18 protein-coding genes are annotated in these 22,032 nt (G+C 64.7%); 2 read left to right on the top strand and 16 right to left on the bottom strand.

Going from position 1 to position 22,032, the window contains the following annotated elements; translation table 11 throughout:
- Positions 1-30: 30 nt before the first annotated feature.
- The 13 genes from bamA to IVB46_RS10450 all read right to left on the bottom strand — a co-directional run bounded on the left by bamA (position 31) and on the right by IVB46_RS10450 (position 19,006).
- Positions 31-2,571: an outer membrane protein assembly factor BamA gene (gene bamA / locus IVB46_RS10510; protein WP_085404572.1), complete on the bottom strand. Its 2,541-nt coding sequence runs from the start codon at positions 2,569-2,571 to the stop codon at positions 31-33.
- Between the two features lie 174 nt (positions 2,572-2,745).
- Positions 2,746-3,897, bottom strand: a complete 1,152-nt coding sequence (gene rseP, locus IVB46_RS10505; RefSeq protein ID WP_247305079.1) for an RIP metalloprotease RseP — start codon at positions 3,895-3,897, stop codon at positions 2,746-2,748.
- Positions 3,898-3,941: 44 nt separating this feature from the next.
- Positions 3,942-5,165: a 1-deoxy-D-xylulose-5-phosphate reductoisomerase gene (gene dxr / locus IVB46_RS10500; RefSeq protein WP_063983032.1), complete on the bottom strand. Its 1,224-nt coding sequence runs from the start codon at positions 5,163-5,165 to the stop codon at positions 3,942-3,944.
- Between the two features lie 4 nt (positions 5,166-5,169).
- Positions 5,170-6,012, bottom strand: coding sequence for a phosphatidate cytidylyltransferase (locus IVB46_RS10495; RefSeq protein ID WP_094184442.1), 843 nt, complete (start codon positions 6,010-6,012; stop codon positions 5,170-5,172).
- Positions 6,009-6,767, bottom strand: coding sequence for an isoprenyl transferase (locus IVB46_RS10490; RefSeq protein WP_014494938.1), 759 nt, complete (start codon positions 6,765-6,767; stop codon positions 6,009-6,011). The genes IVB46_RS10495 and IVB46_RS10490 overlap by 4 nt, the downstream gene beginning before the upstream one ends.
- A 94-nt stretch (positions 6,768-6,861) precedes the next feature.
- Complete coding sequence (gene frr / locus IVB46_RS10485) at positions 6,862-7,425, bottom strand: ribosome recycling factor (protein ID WP_014494937.1); 564 nt, start codon at positions 7,423-7,425, stop codon at positions 6,862-6,864.
- A gap of 63 nt (positions 7,426-7,488) precedes the next feature.
- Positions 7,489-8,205 (bottom strand): UMP kinase, encoded by a 717-nt coding sequence (gene pyrH, locus IVB46_RS10480; protein ID WP_028151698.1) that lies wholly within the window; start codon positions 8,203-8,205, stop codon positions 7,489-7,491.
- A gap of 60 nt (positions 8,206-8,265) precedes the next feature.
- Complete coding sequence (gene tsf / locus IVB46_RS10475; protein WP_028169462.1) at positions 8,266-9,189, bottom strand: translation elongation factor Ts; 924 nt, start codon at positions 9,187-9,189, stop codon at positions 8,266-8,268.
- A 134-nt stretch (positions 9,190-9,323) separates the two neighbouring features.
- Positions 9,324-10,319 (bottom strand): 30S ribosomal protein S2, encoded by a 996-nt coding sequence (locus IVB46_RS10470; RefSeq protein WP_028151700.1) that lies wholly within the window; start codon positions 10,317-10,319, stop codon positions 9,324-9,326.
- A gap of 219 nt (positions 10,320-10,538) precedes the next feature.
- On the bottom strand, positions 10,539-13,052 hold the full coding sequence (locus IVB46_RS10465; protein ID WP_247305073.1) for a caspase domain-containing protein: 2,514 nt from the start codon (positions 13,050-13,052) through the stop codon (positions 10,539-10,541).
- Positions 13,053-13,227: 175 nt separating this feature from the next.
- Entirely contained in the window at positions 13,228-13,983 is a 756-nt protein-coding gene (locus tag IVB46_RS10460; RefSeq protein WP_247305071.1) for a carbonic anhydrase, read from the bottom strand.
- 325 nt (positions 13,984-14,308) lie between these two features.
- Entirely contained in the window at positions 14,309-17,812 is a 3,504-nt protein-coding gene (gene dnaE / locus IVB46_RS10455) for a DNA polymerase III subunit alpha (RefSeq protein WP_247305068.1), read from the bottom strand.
- Positions 17,813-18,286: 474 nt separating this feature from the next.
- Positions 18,287-19,006, bottom strand: a complete 720-nt coding sequence (locus IVB46_RS10450) for an outer membrane beta-barrel protein (RefSeq protein WP_063983028.1) — start codon at positions 19,004-19,006, stop codon at positions 18,287-18,289.
- A gap of 254 nt (positions 19,007-19,260) precedes the next feature.
- Here IVB46_RS10450 and IVB46_RS10445 point away from each other — a divergent pair, with 254 nt between their 5' ends.
- Together IVB46_RS10445 and IVB46_RS10440 are read left to right on the top strand one after the other, a co-directional pair.
- Positions 19,261-19,581 (top strand): DUF3551 domain-containing protein, encoded by a 321-nt coding sequence (locus IVB46_RS10445; RefSeq protein WP_063986338.1) that lies wholly within the window; start codon positions 19,261-19,263, stop codon positions 19,579-19,581.
- Position 19,582: 1 nt separating this feature from the next.
- On the top strand, positions 19,583-19,837 hold the full coding sequence (locus IVB46_RS10440) for a DUF3551 domain-containing protein (RefSeq protein ID WP_071913454.1): 255 nt from the start codon (positions 19,583-19,585) through the stop codon (positions 19,835-19,837).
- A gap of 89 nt (positions 19,838-19,926) precedes the next feature.
- Here IVB46_RS10440 and IVB46_RS10435 read toward each other — a convergent pair whose 3' ends face one another.
- The 3 genes from IVB46_RS10435 to IVB46_RS10425 form a co-directional block, all read right to left on the bottom strand.
- Positions 19,927-20,568 carry a hypothetical protein gene (locus IVB46_RS10435; RefSeq protein WP_247305065.1) on the bottom strand — a complete coding sequence of 214 codons (642 nt, stop codon included), beginning with the start codon at positions 20,566-20,568 and terminating at the stop codon, positions 19,927-19,929.
- A gap of 29 nt (positions 20,569-20,597) precedes the next feature.
- Positions 20,598-21,158, bottom strand: a complete 561-nt coding sequence (locus tag IVB46_RS10430) for a papain-like cysteine protease family protein (RefSeq protein ID WP_247305062.1) — start codon at positions 21,156-21,158, stop codon at positions 20,598-20,600.
- Positions 21,159-21,271: 113 nt separating this feature from the next.
- The coding region (locus IVB46_RS10425; RefSeq protein ID WP_247342704.1) for a phosphatase PAP2 family protein at positions 21,272-22,032 on the bottom strand (761 nt) is incomplete at its 5' end.

Raw genomic sequence — 22,032 nt, 5'->3', positions numbered from 1 at the left:
AAGGGGCCGGCTCATGCCCTGCTGATCGAATTAGAACGAGGTGCCGCCGCCGAACCTGAACTGCTGCACGCGATCGAACTGGCCCTTGGTGAGCGGCACGGCGTAGTCGAACCGCAGCGGACCGAACGGCGACTGCCAGATCAGGCCAATACCAACCGACGAACGGACGACATTGCCGTTGTCATACACCAGGCCGGTACAGGTTCCAGCCGAGGGCGGGTTGATGGTCGACGGCGTACAGTTCGAGTTCCTGGTCGTGGTCATTTCGTTGGTCAGCGACCACGTCGTCGGGCCCTGATAGTCGAAGAGGCCGCCGGCGTCGGCGTAGACCGCGCCCTTCAGACCCACTTCCTTCGGCAGGAACCAGAACGGCATCTGCAATTCGAACGAAGCGCCCCAATATTTGGTACCGCCAAGCGCGTCTTGCGTGCCAAAGGGATTCAAATCGCGCGGACCGATGCCGTTCGGAGCAAAGCCGCGGACCAAGTTCGGGCCCATCTGGAACTGATCCAGCATGCGGATATCGTTGTTGCCGATCTTGTTCAGCATGCCGCCCTGAAGGTGAACGAGGCCGACGATGTCGGACACCAGCGGAGCGTAGTACTTCGCGTCGACGACGGACTTCAGGTAGGTGACGTCGCCGCCCACGCCGGCGAAATCCTGACGGAAGTCGACGAGCAGACCGTCGGTGGGGTTCTTGTTGTTGTCCAGCGTGTTGTAGGTCAGCGTGTAGCCGAGCGCCGAGGTCAGGGTCTTGCCGCCGGCAAGCTCCTTGCGGACCGGCAGCGAGGCTTCGCCGTCGGAGTAGCAGCCGAGACCGCCGGTCGAGGTCAGATCGATCGGCGGCGTTTGCGATGCGGCAAAGGCCGGGCTCGGGTTGAAGGCCGACGAACCGAGGACGTTGTTACAGTTCGCCAGGTAGGACGGCAGCGTAATTTCCTGCTGGTAGATCGAGTAGCGCAGCTGGAGCGACAGATCTTCACGCAGGCTGAAGCCGAGGCGCGGGCTGAAGCCCAGCGTCTTCGTACCGTAGGAGATGTAGCTGTTGGAGAGCTGCTGACGCTGATAGAGGTCGAGACCGAGCGCGACGCGGTAGTCGAGCAGATACGGCTCGACGAACGACAGCGAATAGCCGCGCGCATACTGGCCGTAGGTCACCGACGCCTTGGCGAACAGGCCGCGGCCAAGCAGGTTACGCTCGGAGATCGAGACTTCCGCGAGCGCACCGTCCGTGGTGGAGTAGCCGCCCGAGACCGAGAAGTCGCCGGTCGATTTCTCTTCGAGATCGACGATCAGGACCACGCGGTCGCTGGAGGAGCCCGGCTCCGTCGTGATCTTCACGCTCTTGAAGTAGTCGAGGTTCTTCAGGCGGCGCTCGGCACGGTCGACCAGCGCGCGGTTGTAGGCATCGCCCTCGGAGATGTCGAACTCGCGGCGGATCACGTAGTCGCGCGTGCGGGTGTTGCCGCGGACGTTGATGCGCTCGATATAGGTGCGCGGGCCTTCGTCGATGTTGAACACGACGGCGACGGTGTGCGCCTCGAAATTGCGGTCGCCGCCGGGACGGACCACGGCGAAGGCATAGCCGCGACGCGACGCCTCGATCTGCATTTCCTCGACCGACTTCTCGACCGATTCGACGTTGTAGAGCGCGCCGACATTGACGCGCGAATAGTTGCGCATCGTGGTCGGATCGAAGTTCGGAATGGAGGAGCGGAAGTCGACGGTGCCGACGCGGTACTGCGAGCCTTCCTCGATCTTGAAGGTGACGTTGAAGCCCTTCTTCTCCGGATCGTATTCGGTGAGCGCGGCGACCACCTGGACGTCGGCGAAACCGTTCTTGAGATAGAAACGGCGAATCAGGTCGCGGTCGGCCTCGACGCGATCGGGATCGTAGAGGTCGTTGCTGGCGAGGAAGCTCAGCAGGTTCGATTCGTGCGTCTTGATGACGTCGCGCAGGCGGTAGGACGAGAACGCGTTATTGCCGACGAACTCGATCGACTTGACGCCGGTCTTGGCGCCCTCCTCGACCGTGAAGATCAGGTCGACGCGGTTGTTCGGCTGCTCGATGATCTCGGGCGTGACGCGGACGTCATAGCGACCCGAGCGGCGGTAGATTTCGGCGATTCGCAGGGTGTCGGACTGCACCATGGCGCGGGAAAAGGTGCCGCGCGCCTTGGACTGGACTTCAGCGGTGAGCTGCTCGTCCTTGACCTTCTTGTTACCTTCGAACGCGATGCGGCCGATCACCGGGTTTTCCACCACGGAGACGATGATCTGGCCACCGGAACCGCGATTGATTCGCACGTCCTGGAACAGGCCGGTCTCGATCAGGGCCTTCAGGCCGTCATCGATGGCACCCTGATCCAAGCGGCCACCCGGGCCCGGCTTGAAATAGGAGCGGATCGTCTCCACCTCGACACGGCGATTTCCTTCGACAGAAATCGACTGGACGGTCTGAGCAAGCGCAGACGAAGACACAAAAGCAGCCCCAACCGGGGCAAGCACCGGCGCGCCGAACAAGATCAGGGATGCGAGCAAGCCCCCCCGGAGTCGCAGTCCAAACTTCATTGCGCAACGCGCCCTTATCAGTACCAGACCCAACCCCAACGCCGGTCCGGGAGATTCCCCAAGTTCGAAGCCGCTTGTAGCCAATTTCCCCGATGTCGCAAACGGCCGCTGACACCGTAATTTCAATTTCATTCCAAGACGTTGCTCATGAGCAACGCCACAAAAAAGCCCGTATCAGGAAGCTGCCATCCGCAAGATGTCGTTATAGGTGGCAAACACCATCAGCATCAGCACCAAACCGAGCCCGATTCGGAACCCCATCTCCTGAGTCCGCTCGGACAGGGGGCGGCCCCGGACCACCTCCGCCGCGTAGAACATCAGGTGACCGCCATCGAGCAGCGGGATCGGGAACAGGTTCAACAGCCCAATCGACACCGACAGCACCGCGCACAGATTGATCACGAACTGGAACCCGGCGCTGGCCGCCTGCCCCGACATCTTGGCGATGCCGAGCACGCCGCTGACCTCGTTGGGATTGCCTTGTCCGACAAACAGCGAGCCAAGGAACTTGAAGGTGCTGGTGATGATGAACCAGACCTGCTCGACCCCGATCTTGAGCGCTTCGCCGACGCCGACCGGCGTGGTCGAGGCCTCGCCGGCCTGGGACTTGTGCTCGACGCCGAGCACGCCGAGGCGGTGGCTGTTGCCGAACGGATCCTTGCGCTCGAGCAGCGCCGGCGTCGCGGTCAGGGAGACGATGGCGCCGTCCCGCTTGACCTGGAAGGCAAGCGCCGAACCCGCATTCATCGCAACGATTCGCTGCATGTCGGCAAAGCTCTCGATCGGCTTGCCGTCGATCTGCACGACGACGTCGCCGATCTTGAAGCCGGCCGTGGCCGCAGCGCCGTCGGCGACGACGCCATCGACGCGGGCGATCGTGCTCGGCTTGCCGTAATAGAGCGCCATGGCGGCGAAGATCAGCGCGCCCAGGATGAAATTGGCGATCGGTCCGGCCGCGACGATGGCGGCGCGCGGGCCGACCTTCTTGTGATGGAAGCTGCCGGCGCGCTCCTCGGCCGTCATGGCCGCGAGCGTCTCGGCCGACGGGGTCGAAGCCTCGCTCTCGTCGCCGAAGAACTTAACGTAGCCGCCGAGCGGGATCGCCGAGATCTTCCAGCGGGTGCCATGGCGGTCGTTGAAACCGACCAGCTCCGGTCCGAAACCGAGCGAGAAGGTCAGCACCCGAACGCCCGCCCAGCGCGCGACCAGGAAATGGCCGAGCTCATGGAAGAACACGACGATCGTCAGGACGAACAGGAAGGGAACCGCGTAGCCGAGGAGCCCATGGCTCAACGCATTGAAACTATGGACGAAAAAGTCGATCATCGAATTCCCTCATCCAGCGCCGCAAGGCCCTGGCCCCGTGCCATCTAGGATGCCTTTAAGGCAATTTGAGGCAATAGGGCGGCAGCTCTATTTCGCGCAACATGGTCAACAGAGATTGCATCGTCGGCGGACGTCAGAGGAGCCTGGTTCCCGCCGCGAATCCAGTCGTCCAACGTCGCCTCGACCAGCCGCGCGATCGCGCCGAACCGGATCTTGCCGGCGATGAACGCGGCGACCGCGACCTCGTTGGCGGCGTTGTAGACAGTGGTCGCCCCCTTCCCGGTCCGGAGCGAATCGAAGGCCAGCCGAAGTCCGGGGAAGCGCTCGAAATCCGGCGCCTCGAACGTCAGCTGGCCGATCTTGGCCAGATCGAGCTTGGCCGCCGGCCCCTTGATGCGATCGGGCCAGCCGAGGCAGTGCGCGATCGGCGTGCGCATGTCGGGAGAACCGAGCTGGGCCACCACCGAACGGTCGGAGAACTCGACCATGCCGTGGATGATCGACTGCGGATGCACGAGGACGTCGATCTCGTCGGGCGAGAGCGCGAACAGATAGGACGCCTCGATCACCTCGAGGCCCTTGTTCATCATCGAGGCGGAATCGATCGTGATCTTCTGGCCCATGCTCCAGTTCGGATGCTTCAGGGCCTGCTCGAGGGTCGCCTGCTCGATGTCGGCGGGCTTCCAGGTCCGGAACGGCCCACCCGAGGCGGTGATGATGACGCGGACGAGCTCGTCGCGGTTGCCTGAGCCGAGCGCCTGGAACAGCGCATTGTGCTCGGAATCGGCCGGCAGGATGCAGGCGCCCGCTTTCGCCGCGCGCTGCATGAAGAAATCGCCGGCGCAGACGAGACATTCCTTGTTGGCGAGCGCGACATGCGCGCCGCGATCGACCGCGGCCAGGGCCGGCTTCAGTCCGGCGGCGCCGCTTACGGCGGCCATCACCCAATCGGCCGGACGCGCGCCGGCCTCGATCACCGCGCTTTCGCCCGCGCCGCATTCCGTGCTCGTTCCCGCGAGCGCAGTCTTGAGCTCGGCGAACTTGGACGTGTCGGCGATCGCGACGTAGCGCGCGGAAAACTCCTTGGCGAGCTTGGCCAGCGCTTCGACATTGCCGTTCGCCGTCAAGGCTTCGACGCGATAGCGCTCGGGAGAGGCGCGCAGCAGATCCATCGTGCTGTCGCCGATCGAGCCGGTGGCGCCGAGAACCGTGACACTGCGGACGGTCGACGCCGCAGCCTTGTTGTTACGCAATGGGACCGCGCTCATATCCTCACCAAACCATAAGACCGCTTCCGGCGCTATGCACACCATGGCGGAGAAAGCCGATAATCCATGCCATCAGGATGGCGGCAACAAAACCGTCCAGACGGTCCAGTAGCCCGCCATGGCCGGGAATCAAGTGACTGGAATCCTTGACGCCGAAGCGCCGCTTCACCGCGGATTCGAACAGATCGCCCGCCTGCGATACCACCGACAGGATGGCGCTGACGAGCAGCAGTGGAACCGCCTTTCCGATCCCGCACGCCGCAAAACCGGCCGCAACCAAAAGGCTCGCCGCGAAGCCACCGAGCGCCCCGGACCAGGTCTTCTTCGGGCTCACGCGCGGCCATAGTTTCGGTCCGCCAATGCTGCGTCCGGCGAAATAGCCGCCGATATCGGTCGCCCACACCACGAGCAGCACGAACATCAGCGCGGCGAAGCCGTTGACGAGATCCTGCCGCACCAGGATCGAGGCCAGCAGCGCCGCCGATGCGTAGGCGAAGCCGGTGGCCGCCCAGATGAACTTGCCCCGCGCGATCAGCGTCACGATCGCGCCGCCGATGAGGCCGGTGATGATCGCGGTCTTGAGCGCGCCGAAGGCGACGCAAGCCCCCATCATGGCGATGACGATGGTCCCTGCCCCGGTCAGTGCGGCAGACCCCGCGCCCACCACCATCAGCCATTCCGCAAACAGCCCGATCGACACCAGGGTGACGAGAAGCGCCCACAGCCAGCCGCCGGCATAAGCGAGTGCAATAGCGAGCGGCGCCAGCACCAGCGCTGCGAGGACTCGCATTACGAGATTGCTCGGGGCAGGCTTCTCGCCCGCCGATGCGGCGTCGGGTTCGCTCACGAGGCGTTTTTCGCGACCAGACCGCCGAAACGGCGCTCGCGTCTGGCGAATTCGGCGATCGCGCCTTCCAGCGCCGCCTTGTCGAAATCGGGCCAGTGGATCGGCACGAAGACCAGCTCGCTGTAGGCGGCCTGCCACATCAGGAAGTTGGACAGCCGCTGCTCGCCGCTGGTGCGGATGATGAGATCGGGATCGGGGATGTCGGGCGCATCGAGATGAGCCCCGATCGTCTCGGCGTCGATCGTTTCAGGGGCGCGCTTGCCGTCTGCGACTTCCCGCGCGAGCTTCTGCGCCGCTTTCGCGATTTCCTGCCGCGAACCGTAATTGAAGGCGACGACCAGCGTCAGGCGCGTGTTGTCGCGCGTCAGCTCCTCGGCCTCGTTGAGGAGTGCGCAGATGTCGCTATCGAGTCCGTCGCGCTCGCCGATGATGCGGACCTTGACGCCATCGCGGTGCAGGCTCGCGAGATCGTTGCGGATGAAGCGACGCAGGAGACCAAACAGATCGCCGATCTCGCTCGCCGGGCGCGACCAGTTCTCCGAAGAGAAGGAGAAGATGGTGAGATAGCGGATGCCGAGCTCGTGCGAGGCACGCACCACCCGGCGCAACGCCTCGACGCCGCGGCGATGCCCTTCGGCCCGCGGCAGGCCGCGCGCGGCGGCCCAACGCCCGTTGCCATCCATGATGATGGCGACATGCGCAGGCGCGTCGGACCGGTCGGGTCCTTCGGTTGCTGGCGCGGCGGCGTTGGACATGAAGGCGGCCCCAAAAGCATGATCCGGACAAGTGCGACGCGGTTTTCCGAAAAGACCATGCGCGAACAATAACCTAAAGCGCGATGATCGCGCTTTAGACGGTGAGGATTTCTTTTTCCTTGGCAGCCAGCAACTGGTCGATCTCGGAGATGGTGCCGTCGGTCGCCTTCTGCACCTCGTCGGCGTGACGCTTCTGATCGTCTTCCGACATCTCGTGATTCTTCTCGAGCTTCTTGAGGACGTCGAGGCCATCGCGGCGGACGTGACGCGCGGCGACCTTGGCCGCTTCCGCGTATTTGTGCGCGACCTTGACGAGCTCCTTGCGACGCTCCTCGTTGAGCTCGGGGATGCGCAGGCGCAGCACCTGGCCTTCGGTCGCGGGCGACAGGCCGAGATTGGAATCGACGATCGCCTTCTCGACCGGCTTGACCATCGACTTGTCCCAGACCTGCACCGAGATCAGCCGCGGCTCCGGCACGCTGACGGTGGCGAGCTGGTTGAGCGGCATGTGGCTGCCATAAGCCTCGACCTGCACCGGGTCGAGCATCGAGGCTGACGCGCGCCCCGTGCGCAGGCCGCCAAGCTCGTGCTTGAGGGCCTGGACGGCGCCCTGCATGCGACGCTTCACTTCGTTGAGGTCGAAATTACCCGTGGCCATCACGTTTCTCCTTCAAAATCCCGGCGACCCACTCCGCGCCCTTCAGGCGCGACCGACGAGCCGTCAGCCGGCGACGACGGTTCCGTGGCCGCCGCCACGCAGCACAGCGCCGATCGAACCCGGCTCCGCGATCGAGAATACGATGATAGGCAGCAACGTCTCGCGGGCAAGCGCGAAGGCGGTCGCATCCATCACCTTGTAGCCGCCCTCGATCGCCTGCGAATGCGTCAGCCGGTCGAATCGCGTGGCGGTCGGATCCTTTTTGGGGTCGGCCGAGTAGACGCCGTCGACATTGGTTGCTTTCAGCACAGCCTCGGCTCCGATCTCGGCGGCCCGCAGCACCGCGGTCGTATCGGTGGTGAAGAACGGATTGCCGGTTCCGCCCCCGAGCAGCACGATCCGGCCCTCGGCGAGGTATTTGTGCGCCGCGGTGCGGGTGAACAGCTCGGAAATCTCGGGCATGACGAAGGCCGACAGCGTACGTGCCGGTGTGCCCTTGCGCTCGATCGTCGCCTCCAGCGCGAGGCAGTTCATCATGGTGGCGAGCATGCCCATGGTGTCGCCGGTGGTGCGCGACACCCCTTGCGAGGACACTTCGACGCCGCGCACGATGTTGCCGCCGCCGATCACCACCGCAACCTCGGTGCCGAGCTGGCGGGCGGCGATCAGATCGTCCGCAACCCGGTCGAGGGTCGGCTGATCGATGCCAAAACCCTGCTGCCCCGCGAGATACTCGCCGGACAGCTTGATCACGACGCGACGATAGACCGGATCAGTCATGAGCACTTTCCCCGTCCGGGCGCCGCTTCCGGCGGCAAGCCGGAAGGAACGTACCGGCGCTTACTTCTTGCCGCTGGCCGCTGCGACCTCGGCCGCGAAGTCGCTTTCCTGCTTCTCGATTCCCTCACCGAGAGCATAGCGCACAAAGCCCGCGATCTTCACCGCGCCGCCGACCTTGCCTTCGGCTTCCTTCACCGCCTGCGCCACCGACTTGCCGGTGTCGTGGATGAAGGCCTGCTCGAGCAGGCAGACTTCCTTGTAATAGGTCTTGAGGCCGGACTCGACGATCTTCTCGATCACGTTCTCGGGCTTGCCCTGCTGGCGATATTTGTCGGCGAGCACGTCCTTCTCGCGCTTCACGACCGCCGGATCGAGGCCGGACGGCTCGAGCGCGAGCGGGTTCGTGGCCGCGACATGCATCGCGATCTGGCGACCGAGGGCTGCGAGCTCATCGGCCTTGCCCGGCGATTCGAGCGCGACGATCACGCCCATCTTGCCGGCGCCTTCGACGACGGCGCCGTGGACGTAGCTCGACACGACGCCCTGCGTCACTTCGAGCGAAGCTGCGCGACGCAGCGTCATGTTCTCGCCGATGGTGGCGATCGCGTCGTTGATTGCGGCTTCGATCGTGACGTCACCGACCTTGGCGGCCTTGATCTTCTCGACATCGGCGCCGACGTCGAATGCGACCTGCGCGACCATCTTGACGAGGCCCTGGAACTGACCGTTGCGCGCGACGAAGTCGGTCTCGGAGTTGACCTCGACCACGACGCCCTTGGTGCCCTTGGTGAGCGCGCCGATCAGGCCTTCCGCGGCGACGCGGCCGGACTTCTTGGCGGCCTTCGACAGGCCCTTCTTGCGCAGCCAGTCCTGCGCCGCTTCCATGTTGCCGTCGTTTTCGGTGAGCGCGGCCTTGCAGTCCATCATGCCTGCGCCGGTGGACTCGCGCAGATCCTTGACCATCGCAGCTGTGATCGTTGCCATCGTTGAAAATCCTTCTTGCCTGCCGGTTTGCCGCGGCGTGGCATCAAACAGCCCCGCCGCGGTCCATCTCAGGAATTCGCGTCAACTGAAATGGTGGCCGGACTTATATCCGGCCAACCCATCGCTCTTTTTGACTATTCCGCTTCCGCGGTCAGCGCCTTGGCCTTGGCCACCCAGGCATCGGCACGGCTCGGCAGACCGACTTCTTCGCCGATCTTGTGCGCGGTGTCGTGATCGAGCTCGGCGAGCTGCCAGAAGTGGAAGATGCCGAGGTCGTTGAACTTCTTCTCGATCGCGCCCGACACGCCCGGGAGCTTCTTGAGGTCGTCGGCGGTGCCGCGCGGACCGGCAAGGCCCTGGAAGCCGCTCGAGGAAGCGGCCGGCAGCTCTTCGGCGACCGGACGAGCCGAGGCGCCGATGTCGATGCCCGAATCGCCCTGGGCGCGCGAGATGCCGTCGATCGCCGCACGTGCGATCAGGTCGCAATACAGCGCGATCGCGCGGCCGGCGTCGTCATTGCCCGGGACCACATAGGTGATGCCCTTGGGATCCGAATTGGTGTCGACGATCGCGGCGACCGGGATGTTGAGCCGCTGGGCTTCCTGGATCGCGATGTCTTCCTTGTTGGTGTCGATCACGAAGATCAGGTCGGGCAGACCGCCCATGTCCTTGATGCCGCCGAGCGAGCGATCGAGCTTGTCGCGCTCGCGCTGAAGCGTCAGGCGCTCCTTCTTGGTGTAGGAGCTGGCGTCGCCGCCGGACAGCACGTCATCGAGATGACGCAGGCGCTTGATCGAGGCCGAGATCGTCTTCCAGTTGGTCAGCGTGCCGCCGAGCCAGCGCGAATTGACGAAATACTGCGCGCAGCGCTTGGCAGCGTCCGCGACGCCGTCCTGCGCCTGGCGCTTGGTGCCGACGAACAGGATGCGGCCGCCTTTGGCGACGGTGTCGCTGACCGCCTGCAAGGCGGTGTGCAGCAACGGCACGGTCTGCGCGAGGTCGACGATGTGGATGTTGTTGCGGGCGCCGAAAATGAACGGTGCCATTTTCGGATTCCAGCGGTGAGACTGGTGACCAAAGTGCACGCCAGCTTCGAGGAGCTGACGCATGGTGAAATCGGGTAGCGCCATAGTTTCAATTCTCCGGTTGGTTCCTCCGGAAACGTGTGAGCAAAACGGAGCGTTCTCGCCCCGGTTGCCACCGGACGGCCTTGTGAGCCATGTTTCCGTGTGAGATGGGGCGCTATATAGCGCCATTTCGGCCAGAAGCAAGGAAATAAGGGCCTTTCGGGGGCTGTTTTCGCCTCCCGAAGGCCCTCTTCCGTAAAGACCACGCCAGCCCGCAAAGACCTAGCACTTGGGCTGGTTCGGCGGGCACTTTTTCGCTGCCGGCGCCGCTGGGTGCGGCGGAGGTGCCGCTGGACGCGGCGGGGGCGCGACGGCCATCCGCGGCGGCGGCGGTGGTGCCGGCCGGGCGACCGGCGGTGGCGGCGCGGGCCGCGCCACGGGTGGAGGTGCAGGCCGGGCCATGGGCGGAGGCGCCGGCCGTGCAACGGCCACAGGCGGAGCCGCTCGGGCCGGCGGAGGCGATGCGACATGCGGCGGCGGTGCCGGGCGAGCGGCGGGCGGTGGCGGCGTCGGCCTCGCCACGGCCTGCGGCCGCGATGCTGGAGTTGACGGCGACGGCCGGGCGGCCTGCGCTGGAGGGGTCGCGGGCAAGTTCTGCGGTTTGACCGGCTCGCGCGCGGCCGAGGGCGGCGGCGTGACCGGCTTGCCCGTGGCGCCCGAGGGCGTGCCGGGCGGTGTGCCCGCAGCAGTTGGCGGCGCGACAGCCGGCTCGCGGGTTGCAGACTTGCCGCCAGCGGGCGCGCCGCCGGCCGGGGTCTGAGCAACCGGCGGCTTCGGCGGTTGGCCGGGCGCAGCCGGGTTCGCGGTGGGCGCAACGGTCGTCGGAGTGCCGGCCGTTGGCGCGCCAGGATGGGAAGGCAGCGTTGTGCCGGGCGCAGCCGTGGTTGGCGCCCCCGGATGCGTCGACGGGGGCGCACCGGGTGCATTTGCCGTCGGCGCCAAGGGCCTGCCGCCAGGCGACGTCCCTGCCCCGGCAGGCGGCGACGGCGGCCCGCCTTGGGCGCCGGGAACCGGCAGCGTGTTGGTCTGTGGCAGCCTGGTCGGCGGTGCGGCGGGGGGCGTGCCGGTCGGCGCGACATTGGCCGGCGTCCCCGGAGGTATCCCCGGCCTCGCTGTCGGCTGGACCGTCGCGCTCGGCGGCATCGGCGCCTTGCCCTGCTGGATCAGCGCGGCGCGCTGCGTAGCGGCTTGCGGCAACATTGGCGCTACCGGGTTGGCGCGGTCGGCAATCGCCGGCCTCAGATTGCCAGGCCCGGTCCCTCCTCCCGCTCCCACGGGCGGGGCGGGCGGCCGGTTGATCACGGTGTTGATGACCGTGGTGTTATGGATGTTGTTGAAGACGATGTTGTTCGGCGGCGGCGCGACATAGATCGGCGGCCTGACGAACACCGGGATCGGCACGAACAGCGGCTGCGGCAGCACGAACAGGCCGACCACGGGCAGCGGCGGCTCGAGCACGATGAAATCCGGCGGCGGCGGCGGCAGATAATAAACCGGCGGCGGCGGTGGCGGCGCGAAGCCGAACACGGGGTCGCCGAACAGCAGCACGGGACGGTCGACATAGACGATCTCCTCGGGCGGCGGCGGCGGCACGTCATAGTCCATCATCGCGAAAGTCGGCGGCGGCTCGAGCGGCGCGGTCAGGATTGCAAGCCTGCGCCGTGCATCGCCGGCATGCGGACCGCGCGAATAACGACGCAGATACGACCAGTAGGCGTCCGGCGTATCGGCGCGATAGGTCCGCCGCCAGGTGATCGCCTCGCGGCGCGCCGCGACGATCGCCATCACGCGCTTCGACATCGGATCACCGGGATAGGCCGCGAGAAATTCTTCGTAGGCCGGCAACGTGTCGCGCTCGAGCGCGGCCGCATAGGCGTCCTGCACGCCGAGATCGCGGATCGGCTTGTTGCGGATCGCGGCAACTTGGTCGGGCGCGGCCTCCGGCGGCGGCGCATCGGGCCCGCGCTCGAAGAACGAGAAGGGCGCCGATATCTTCGCCTCGTTCCACGGCACCTGCGCGCCCTTGCTGGCCTCGTTGACGCGCAGACGAACGCGGTCGAACACCTCGGCGAGCGGCAGGCCGCCGGTACGAATCATCTCCGCCAGCGATTGCGCATAAATGCCGTACGGGCCGGGCTCTTCCGGCGCGACCGTGCCGGGCGCGGCGTTGAAGGCGATCAGCATGTTCGGATCCGGCTCGACCAGCGCCAGTCCGCTCGCGATCTGCTGGCCGCCCTCGATGAAGGGCTGCGCGCGCGCCGCATCGAGCACGACGATGTTGGCCTTGAGCGGAATGGACGCGAGCTGGCGAGCGTAGTCGCTGATGCGCAGGCCTTCGGTCGGAATGTCGGTGTCGCGGACGATGTTGGAATCGACCGGGATGAAATAGTTCTCGCCCGCAAGCTGGACGCCATAGCCGGCAAGATAGATCATCGCGACGGTGCCGGGACCCGAGGCCTGCGCCTTCTGGATGAAATCGCGAAGACTCTTGCGCAGCGTGTCGCCGTCGAGATCGCGCGCGCCGACCACGTCGAAGCCCGCCGCTTGCAGCGTCTGCGCGATCAGGCCGGCATCGTTCGCGGTCGTCGCCAGCGGCGACTTGGCGTAGGCGCCGTTGCCGACCACGAGCGCGATTCGCTTTTCCTGCTGCTGCGCGCGCGCCGGATCGGGCGCGGCCGCAGCGAACGCCAGGATCGGCAAGAGAAAACAGATGAAGGCCTTGTAGGTCCCACGCATGGCTTGCTTGCCCGCTATCGTTGTTGAGCTGCCACCGTACATGAGACGCGCGGCCGGCTGAATGGCTCTTGAACGAAAAGCGCGGATTGAGGCGGCGGCATGGCGCCCCCGCCCCATCAAGTCCCTGCGTCAGGCCCGCGTAAGCCTCGCGACCGCGTTGTGGCGCGAACCTCGCTCAGCCCTGCGCGATCAGATCGACTGTTCCCGTGGTGAGCCGGTAGATGCCGCCGACGACCTTCAGCTTGCCCTGCTCCACGGCCGCATTGAGGATCGGCGCGGCCGATTTCAGCTTCGCGACGTTGTCGATCACGTTCTGCCGGATCGCCTTGTTGAGCACGTCCCCGCCCTGCTGCATCGCAGCCTTTGCGGCGGGCGCGATCGCATCGACCAGCGAGGGAATGTGTCCCGGCGGCGACGTGTTGTCCTTGATTGCCTTCAGCGTCGCATCGACCGCGCCGCAGGCATCATGGCCAAGCACCAGGATCAGCGGTGCGTTGAGCACGGCCACCGCATATTCCATGCTGGCAATAGTTTCGGTGCCGGCAAAATTTCCGGCGACGCGGCAGACGAAGAGATCCCCGCGGCCGCTGTCGAAGGCATATTCCGGCGCGATGCGTGAATCGGCGCAGCTCAGAACCGCCGCGAACGGATTCTGTCCACCGGCCAGCGCCTCGCGCTCGTGCTTGAAATCGTGGCGCCGCGCCACACCGTCGACATAGCGCGCATTGCCCTCCATCAGCCGCTTCAGCGATGCGTCGGGCGACAACACGTTCTGCGGCTTGGGTGGCTGCTTGGCCTCCTTTGCCAAGGCGCCGCTCGTGAAAGCTCCGCCGGCGAAGGCCATGCCGAACGCAGCGGCGCCAAACAGCATCGCGGATCGCCGCGACGGCGCGATGTCTCGATGCAGAGATTCAGAGCACTTGTCGCACATGTGACGTTTCCCCAGGTACAGTGGACGAATGGAAGCGTCGCGATGATAGGTGCATCGATGTGAAGAAATCACCAATGATAAATGATGCAACTGATGATTGCTGCAACGCGAACCATGCTGCAAAGCCGAAGCGATCGCTCGCCTCACGCGCAACGACCGCACAGAGCTGCGTCCATCTGCATATATTCGAGATCGGCTGCTAAAGCATGATCCGGAAAAGGGCAGCAATTCTCACTCACCACAAACGCGGCACGCGTTTGTGGTGAGATCATACGCCAACGCCGATCCCAAGCGCGATGACGATTCTTCCATATCTCATCGTGCTTTAGAGCTGCTGCACGTCCACGACGCCCGCGACCGCCTTGATCGCGCCGGCGATCTGCGGCGAGACCTTGAAGCGGCCCGGCAGCTTCATCTCGACCTCAGTCTCGAGGTCGAGCATCATCACCAGCGAGACCTCGCCGTCGCCGTTCGAGCGCGGCGCGATGCCGGGACTGCCGACTTTTGGCGCGGCGCCGTTCGAGGCCGCCATGTCGGGGCCGGCCAGTCGCTTGGCGATCGACTCCAGCGGCTTGGTGTCGCGCACGAAGATGCGCAGGCCCTTCTGCGTCTTGGCGGCCGCGTCATCGAGCGGCTCGGCATGCAGCACGCGGGCACGAACGTCCTCGCCCTGCAATTCCGCGCCCAACTGGAGCAGCACGGCGGCGCCCGGCTCGAGCACATCGCGGTATTGCGCGAGGCCTTCGGAGAACAGCACCGCCTCGAAATGGCCGGTGGGGTCAGAGAGCCCCATGATGCCCATCTTGTTGCCGGTCTTGGTGCGCCGCTCCATGCGCGACACCACGGTGGCCGCGACCTTGCCGGCGGTGGCGCCGGTCTTCACCGCACGCGAGAACTCGGCCCAGCTCTGCACCCGCAGGCGCTTCAGGACCATCGCGTAATCGTCGAGCGGATGGCCCGACAGGAAGAATCCGATCGCGTCATATTCGCGGCGCAACCGCTCGGCCGGCAGCCAGGGCTCGATCTGCGGCAGCATGATGGTCGGCGCATCCGCCGACATGCCGAACATGTCGTTCTGGCCGATGGTCTCGGCCTGATGCGCACGCTGGCAGGCGGCCAGGATCGAGTCCGCGCCGGCAAAAACCCGCGCCCTGTTCGGCTCCAGCGTGTCGAAGGCGCCGGCGGCCGCGAGACTCTCGATGATGCGCTTGTTGATCGCACGCGGATTGACCCGCGCGGCGAAGTCGGCGAGCGAGGTGAACAGCCCGCGCCTGGTCCGCTCCTCGATGATCTGCTCGATGGCCTGGATGCCGACGCCCTTGAGCGCGGCAAGCGCGTAGTAGATCGTCTTGTCACCGACCTCGAAGGTCGGGCCTGAGCGGTTGATGTTCGGCGGCTCGACCTTGATGCCGAGGCGCTGCGCCTCGGAACGGAATTCGGAGAGCTTGTCGGTGTTGTTGAGATCGAGCGTCATCGACGCCGCGATGAACTCCACCGGGTAATGCGCCTTCATATAGGCGGTGTGGTAGGACACGAGCGCGTAGGCCGCCGCGTGGCTCTTGTTGAAGCCGTAGTCGGCGAACTTTGCGAGCAGCTCGAAGATGGTCTCGGCCTGCCCCTTCGGCACGCCGTTCCTGACCGCGCCGGCGACGAAGATGTCGCGCTGCTTGTCCATCTCGGCGCGGATCTTCTTGCCCATGGCGCGGCGCAGCAGGTCGGCGTCACCGAGCGAATAGCCCGACATGACCTGCGCGATCTGCATCACCTGTTCCTGGTAGATGATGACGCCGAAGGTTTCCTTCAGGATCGGCTCCAGCACCGGATGCAGATATTCCGGCTCCTCGTCGCCGTGCTTGCGCGAGCAATAGGTCGGGATGTTCGCCATCGGGCCCGGGCGATAGAGCGCGACCAGCGCGATGATGTCCTCGAAACGGTCGGGGCGCATGTCGACCAGCGCGCGCCGCATGCCCTGGCTTTCAACCTGGAACACGCCGACCACCTCGCCCCGCGCCAGCATCTGGTAGCTTTCGGCATCGTCGATCGGCAGCGTCGCGAGATCGATGTCGATGTTGCGCGGCTTCAGGAGCTTCACCGCGACGTCGAGCACGGTCAGCGTCTTCAGGCCGAGGAAGTCGAACTTCACGAGCCCGGCCGGCTCGACCCATTTCATGTTGAACTGGGTTACCGGCATGTCCGACTTGGGATCGCGGTACATCGGCACGAGTTCGCTCAAGGGGCGATCGCCGATCACGATGCCGGCCGCGTGCGTCGAGGCGTGGCGGGTCAGGCCTTCGAGGCGCTGCGCGATGTCGAAGGCACGCGCCACCACCGGGTCTTCATCGCGGAACGCCTGAAGCTTCGGCTCGCTCTCGATCGCGGCGGCCAACGTCACCGGCGCGGCCGGATTCTGCGGCACCAGCTTGGTCAGCTTGTCGACCTGGCCATAGGGCATCTGCAGCACGCGGCCGACGTCGCGCAGCACGCCGCGCGCCTGCAATGTACCGAAGGTGATGATCTGCGCGACCTGGTCGCGACCGTAGCGCTCCTGGACGTATCTGATCACCTCGCCGCGGCGGTCCTGGCAGAAATCGATGTCGAAGTCCGGCATCGAGACGCGTTCCGGATTGAGGAAGCGCTCGAACAGCAGGCCGAACTTGATCGGGTCGAGGTCGGTGATGGTCAGCGCCCAGGCGACCAGAGAGCCGGCGCCCGAACCGCGGCCCGGCCCGACCGGAATCCCCTGGCCCTTCGCCCATTTGATGAAGTCCGACACGATCAGGAAGTAGCCCGCGTATTTCATCCGCATGATGACGTCGAGCTCGAACGCCAGGCGCTTGTCGTAGTCCTCTTCCGTGGTGCCCTGCGACAGGCCGTGCACGCGCAGGCGGTTGGCGAGCCCCTCCTCCGCCTGGCGCTTCAGCTCGGCCGCCTCGACCGACGCGGCGTCGGAGCTTGCGGCGGCGCCGACCGTGAAGAACGGCAGGATCGGCTTGCGCGTCATCGGGCGGAACGAGCAGCGCTCGGCGATCTCCACCGTCGAGGCCAGCGCCTCCGGAATGTCGGCGAACAGCACCGCCATCTCGGCGCGGGTCTTGAAGCGGTGATCGGGCGTGAGCTGAAGGCGATCGGTCTCGGCGATCAGCCGCCCGCCGGCGATGCAGAGCAGCGCATCGTGCGCCTCGTAATCGTCGTTCGAAGCGAAATACGGCTCGTTGGTCGCAACCAGCGGCAGGCCTTTTGCGTAGGCGATGTCGATCAGCCCGCTTTCGACGCGGCGCTCCTTGTCGATGTTGTGGCGCTGCAATTCGACATAGAGGCGATCGCCGAACAGGCCGGCGAGACGCTCGCAGCGCGTCGCCGCAATTTCGGCCTGCCCGCTGGCAAGCGCGAGCGAGATCGGCCCGTCAGGGCCGCCCGTGAGTGCGATCAAGCCTTCGGTCTCACCGTCAAGCCAATCGAACTTGATGAAAGGCGCGTGGCTGTCAGGCGATTCGAGGAACGCGCGCGAGTTCAGCCGCATCAGGCTGCGATAGCCGCGCTCCTGGGCCGCCAGCAGCACCACACGCGACGGCAGCAGCGCGTTGCGCGCATTGGGATCCTGGTCGCCGAAATCGATCGCGAGCTCGCAGCCGACGATCGGCTGGATGCCGGAGCCCGCCATCTTGTCGGAGAACTCCAGCGCGCCGAACATGTTGTCGGTGTCGGTCAGCGCCAGTGCGGGCTGGTGGTCTTTCTTCGCAAGCTCGGCGAGCTTGGCGATCTTGATCGAGCCCTTGAGCAGCGAATAGGCCGAGTGAACGTGAAGGTGGACAAATCCGGCGCTCGGCATGGTCGCGTGACGGCCTCTTGCAGATGAGATGGAGCGGTCGCCGGCTCCAGGGGGATCATGAGGACATCTTCCGCCCACCCAGCCGACTCGCCTCACAATGGTGGGGCGTCACCGCTTCAGAGTCCACGCCGGAGCCACGAAACGGCCGCGTCGTCCCGCTTTTCCCCAAGGGCATGACCAGGGGGCTCTGGCCAGCCGTGGCCTAGAGCTGCGGAATCACCTGCGCCCAGATTGCGATCATCCCGACGAACAGCGAGATCGAGGCGAGTGCGGCGGCTTCTTCCACGAAAATCCTGAACATGGCTTGCTCCATCACCAGAACGTATGAAGAACATTGTTCTCATTTCGTTCTCGAGAGTCAAGCCGTGTGAGCTTTCTCGAAAAGTGATGGTTAACTCGCTGAATTCACGCAACAAAAAAGCCCCGGCGCAAGGCCGGGGCTTTTCGACGATCGCTCGAAATGAGCGACCAGTCTCAGTAGCGACCGATCATCGGGCCGCCGAACTTGTAGTTCAGGCGGACGAGACCCATGTCGACGTCCTGACGGATGCGCTCCGAGCCGGCGAAGCCAGCGAAGGTCACGTCCTTGTCGGACAGGAAGATGTGGTTGTACTCGACGCCAACCGACCAGTTCGGCGCGAAGCCGTACTCGAGGCCGGCACCGACCGTGCCACCCCAGCGGCTGTCGCTGGACGAGGAGAGCAGCGCGCCCGCCGTGCTGGAGATCTCGTACTTGTTGCTGACCACAGCCGCACCGCCCTTGACGTAGACCAGGACGTTGTTCCAGGCGTAGCCAACCTGACCGGTGATCAGACCAAACGCATCGATCTTGGTGCGGTTGCGGGTGGCGAACAGCGCGCTGGTGTTGTCGCCCGAGAAGTCGGCCCAGTTGCCCTGGCCTTCCACGCCGAACACCCACTGGCCGGACTGCCAGCGATAGCCGATCTGGCCACCGACCGTGCCGCCCGTCGCATCGTGCGAACCTTCGCGGCCAACGCCAACGAAATCCCAGGTCGCGTGCGACGAACCGCCGCCGCCGTTGATGCCGATGTAGAAGCCGCTCCAGTCATAGACGGTCGCGATCATCGCGGGCGCCTTGGTGTAAGGCCGCGCAGCGAGGTCAGCAGCCAGCGCCGGCGCAGTCGCGCTCAGCGCGACAAGGCTCACAGCAGCAAGCAACAGATTCTTGTTCATTTGATTCCCGTTCCAGTTTCGTCGTTAGGCCCCCGGGCCGTAGGGCCGTCATATCAGCGCTCGACGGAATTGCTGTAACCCCGACGCAACAGTCGGGGCCAAAGGGCTGTGCTGCGTTAATGAATGTTTAGCAGCGCGCGCGGGAAACCCTTTGGAACAAGGGTTTTCATGAGTTCCAATGTCGACTACACGACGTATGTTGCATCTGTGCCTGGACACCTGATGCACGCACGATTGTGTGATTGGAGATTGAGATGCGCAGACAGATTGCCCTCCCCATTGTCGCCACATTTTCGCTCGCAATCGCCACATTCGCGCTCACGCTGAGTGCAAGCACGCCCGCACGCGCATTCGGCACGCATCACGCGTTCTGCCTGACCGGCCAGGAATGGCCGGGGCTGAGCAATTGCACGTTCGACAGTTACGCACAGTGTCAGGCAAGCTCGTCGGGCCGCGCGCTGACCTGCATCGCGAATCCGTATTTCACGGGCCAGAGCGACGATCCATACGCCTATCAGAATCGTCCGCGCGCCCAGACACCGGGCTATTCACCCGGCTACTACCCACCGCGCTGAGATGCGCCGCGCCCGCTTCGCGCTCGTCGCCACCGGCCTGCTCTTCTCGGGCGTGCCGGCGCACGCGCAGACCTACGATCCCAGCTATCCCGTCTGCATGCAGATCTACGGCCCGGTCGGCTATTTCGACTGCCGCTACACTTCGCTCGAACAGTGCAGATTTCTCGCCGTCGGCCGCTCCGCGAGCTGCGCCGTGAACCCGTACTTTCCGCAAAAGAGGTCAAAGGCTCCCCGGCGACCGAAGCAGGCTGACTAGGCGTGCTCCCATGCCGGGACTCGCCAACTTTGGCGCCCTTGCGAGCTTAACGCACTTGCGAGCTTTTCCATCGCGCCGACATTGCCCGCTTACCCCCTCGTCGCGGATTCGGAAGTTACTTTCCGAGCGAGGTCTTGCACGACATCCAAGAACGCGGCCGACGCCATCGGCCGATACGGCTCCAAGGCCAGGTCCGAGGGTGGCATCGTCAGCAGCAGGTCCGCATAGCCATGGCGATCTTGCAGCCAGAGCGCTGTCACATGGACCGCCGGCACGGTGAGCAGGAAAGCCTCGAAGGCTCCATTCCGAACCTCAGGAAGCTTCTCGGCACGACGGATCGCCTCCGACGTCGCCGCCACAAACGGCCCTTCGTTCAGGTCGCCCAGTTCATACGTCGCCTCGTACGTCGTCGCTGCCGACTTCACGATTGTCGCAGCAGCGATCGGCTCCTGTTCCTCCCCTCCACTATCATCAGCGGCGGTGCGCCGCTTCGCTTCAATCACAAGAAATCTCCAATTGCCTATCGCCGCAGCCGCTCTGAGGTCGTCCGCGCGACGGATCTTGCCAAAAGCCAGATAGGCAATGCGATGCGGCAGGGAAATGAAGACCGCGTCGCGGTTGGCAGTGGAAAGCCTTGATCGCGGGAATTTCGGGTTGCCCACCCGGATGGCCACCGCTCGCTTCACAGCTACGACCGCAGCCGCCGGAGGATCGCTGGGATGAATTGCCATCTTTTCTCTCCTTTCACGGTGGCGAGGTTCTAGACCGGGGGCTTGGTGAAGTAAGTGTCCGTCCAGACACCTTTGGCGTCCCGATAGTTTGAGCAAAATCGATTAAACTGGATCTCTGGTGTTAGGCCGAAAAGGGGATCCTCGATGACCAGGCTGTCGGTATCCTCCAGATATCCGACGATCGCGACGAAGTGCGCCGGTCCCTCCTCATCTTCGTCTCCCGACCAGACCGTGCGAACACAAATGGGTCGCCCTGCACTGATCTCCTGCTGCACCTCCATTCGTGTCGCTCGTTGGTCGTAGGCCAACAGGGCGAGGCAGCGGACTCGGTTGAGCGGTGATCCAAGAGTATGCGTCACATCGAATTCCAGGCCCGGCGTGCCGCAAGGGAAATCACAGCAATCATGCCGGTTCAATTCAAGGTCGGCGATGCGGCACTGCGTGAAAGTACTGGTCTCGTCGTAATAGCGCGAGATGCTGGAAGCGACGGCTGCCCAGCACCAATTGATGTGACACTGATGTTGCATCGTGAAATCTGGCGCCAACTGAATCCGCGTCCTTTCGATGACGGAAATTTCTTCCACACCCATTGCAATACCTCGTGGTTGAGATCGATTGGTCCAACTTCAATTCCTTGTGGCCGTGCGGAGCGCATCCTTGCAAAATCCAAAGATGCGATCTCGGCTGCGGCATTAGGCACTGTTCAATGCTCTTGTTTTGCTGCCTCGGTCACCGCATGGAAGGTGCCGCATTGCTGGAGGTACGGAAACACGGCTTCAGCAATGGCCTTCCCGGCAGCCGTGTCACTCGGGTAGTGGACGCCAGCGATCTCGCGATTCTTCCCGATCCGCGCGGCCAGCGCCCTCAGCGCACTCTTGGCACCGGGGATAATCTCTCCCAGCGCCAGTGCCATCAGGTGGCTCTCCAGCGAATGTCCGCTCGGATAGGAGGCGTGCCAGGGCGAAGCGACCATTGGGAAAAGCCCCGGCCACACCTGTTGCGGCCGCCCGCGATTGAACCTGAGCTTGTAGTAGACGGCGACCATCAGCCCAACATGATCGGCCATCTCCAGAATCTTGATCGTATTTGGATGCGCCGACGGCGAAAGCATAAGGACCTGCGCAAAATAGCCGACAAGTCTCACGTCCTGATCGACGATCTCATCTGCCAACCTCTTGCGACTATCCATCGACGCCCCGAGCAGTTCGTCGATCTCCCCGAAAATCACATCGTGATCCGTTGGCGGGCCGGCAACAGTGATGGTTTGCCAATCGGTTCTGGCAAATTCGAGCAATGCTATTTGAGCAAAAAAGTCAGGGCGCCAGGCAGACAGCGGAAATGTCGCCCCGTAATTCAAGCCACCGGGCAGGACTCCGACGAAACTCTCGAAGATCGGGAAAGGACGCGGGGGAATTCCACCACCAACGTAACCGCCGCTGACTGCGCCGTTTCCGCCACCACCGC

Source organism: Bradyrhizobium sp. 61, assembly GCF_023073075.1.
Taxonomy (GTDB): Bacteria; Pseudomonadota; Alphaproteobacteria; order Rhizobiales; family Xanthobacteraceae; genus Bradyrhizobium; species Bradyrhizobium barranii.
Note: the sequence above shows the minus strand (reverse complement) of the source record. Positions and strands in the feature narration are given on the sequence as shown.

Coding starts and splice junctions, on each gene's coding strand:
- bamA (WP_085404572.1), bottom strand. CDS start 2,571: ATGAAGTTTGGACTGCGACTCCGGGGGGGCTTGCTCGCATCCCTGATC.
- rseP (WP_247305079.1), bottom strand. CDS start 3,897: ATGATCGACTTTTTCGTCCATAGTTTCAATGCGTTGAGCCATGGGCTC.
- dxr (WP_063983032.1), bottom strand. CDS start 5,165: ATGAGCGCGGTCCCATTGCGTAACAACAAGGCTGCGGCGTCGACCGTC.
- IVB46_RS10490 (WP_014494938.1), bottom strand. CDS start 6,767: ATGTCCAACGCCGCCGCGCCAGCAACCGAAGGACCCGACCGGTCCGAC.
- frr (WP_014494937.1), bottom strand. CDS start 7,425: ATGGCCACGGGTAATTTCGACCTCAACGAAGTGAAGCGTCGCATGCAG.
- pyrH (WP_028151698.1), bottom strand. CDS start 8,205: ATGACTGATCCGGTCTATCGTCGCGTCGTGATCAAGCTGTCCGGCGAG.
- tsf (WP_028169462.1), bottom strand. CDS start 9,189: ATGGCAACGATCACAGCTGCGATGGTCAAGGATCTGCGCGAGTCCACC.
- IVB46_RS10470 (WP_028151700.1), bottom strand. CDS start 10,319: ATGGCGCTACCCGATTTCACCATGCGTCAGCTCCTCGAAGCTGGCGTG.
- IVB46_RS10465 (WP_247305073.1), bottom strand. CDS start 13,052: ATGCGTGGGACCTACAAGGCCTTCATCTGTTTTCTCTTGCCGATCCTG.
- IVB46_RS10460 (WP_247305071.1), bottom strand. CDS start 13,983: ATGTGCGACAAGTGCTCTGAATCTCTGCATCGAGACATCGCGCCGTCG.
- dnaE (WP_247305068.1), bottom strand. CDS start 17,812: ATGCCGAGCGCCGGATTTGTCCACCTTCACGTTCACTCGGCCTATTCG.
- IVB46_RS10450 (WP_063983028.1), bottom strand. CDS start 19,006: ATGAACAAGAATCTGTTGCTTGCTGCTGTGAGCCTTGTCGCGCTGAGC.
- IVB46_RS10445 (WP_063986338.1), top strand. CDS start 19,261: ATGCGCAGACAGATTGCCCTCCCCATTGTCGCCACATTTTCGCTCGCA.
- IVB46_RS10440 (WP_071913454.1), top strand. CDS start 19,583: ATGCGCCGCGCCCGCTTCGCGCTCGTCGCCACCGGCCTGCTCTTCTCG.
- IVB46_RS10435 (WP_247305065.1), bottom strand. CDS start 20,568: ATGGCAATTCATCCCAGCGATCCTCCGGCGGCTGCGGTCGTAGCTGTG.
- IVB46_RS10430 (WP_247305062.1), bottom strand. CDS start 21,158: ATGGGTGTGGAAGAAATTTCCGTCATCGAAAGGACGCGGATTCAGTTG.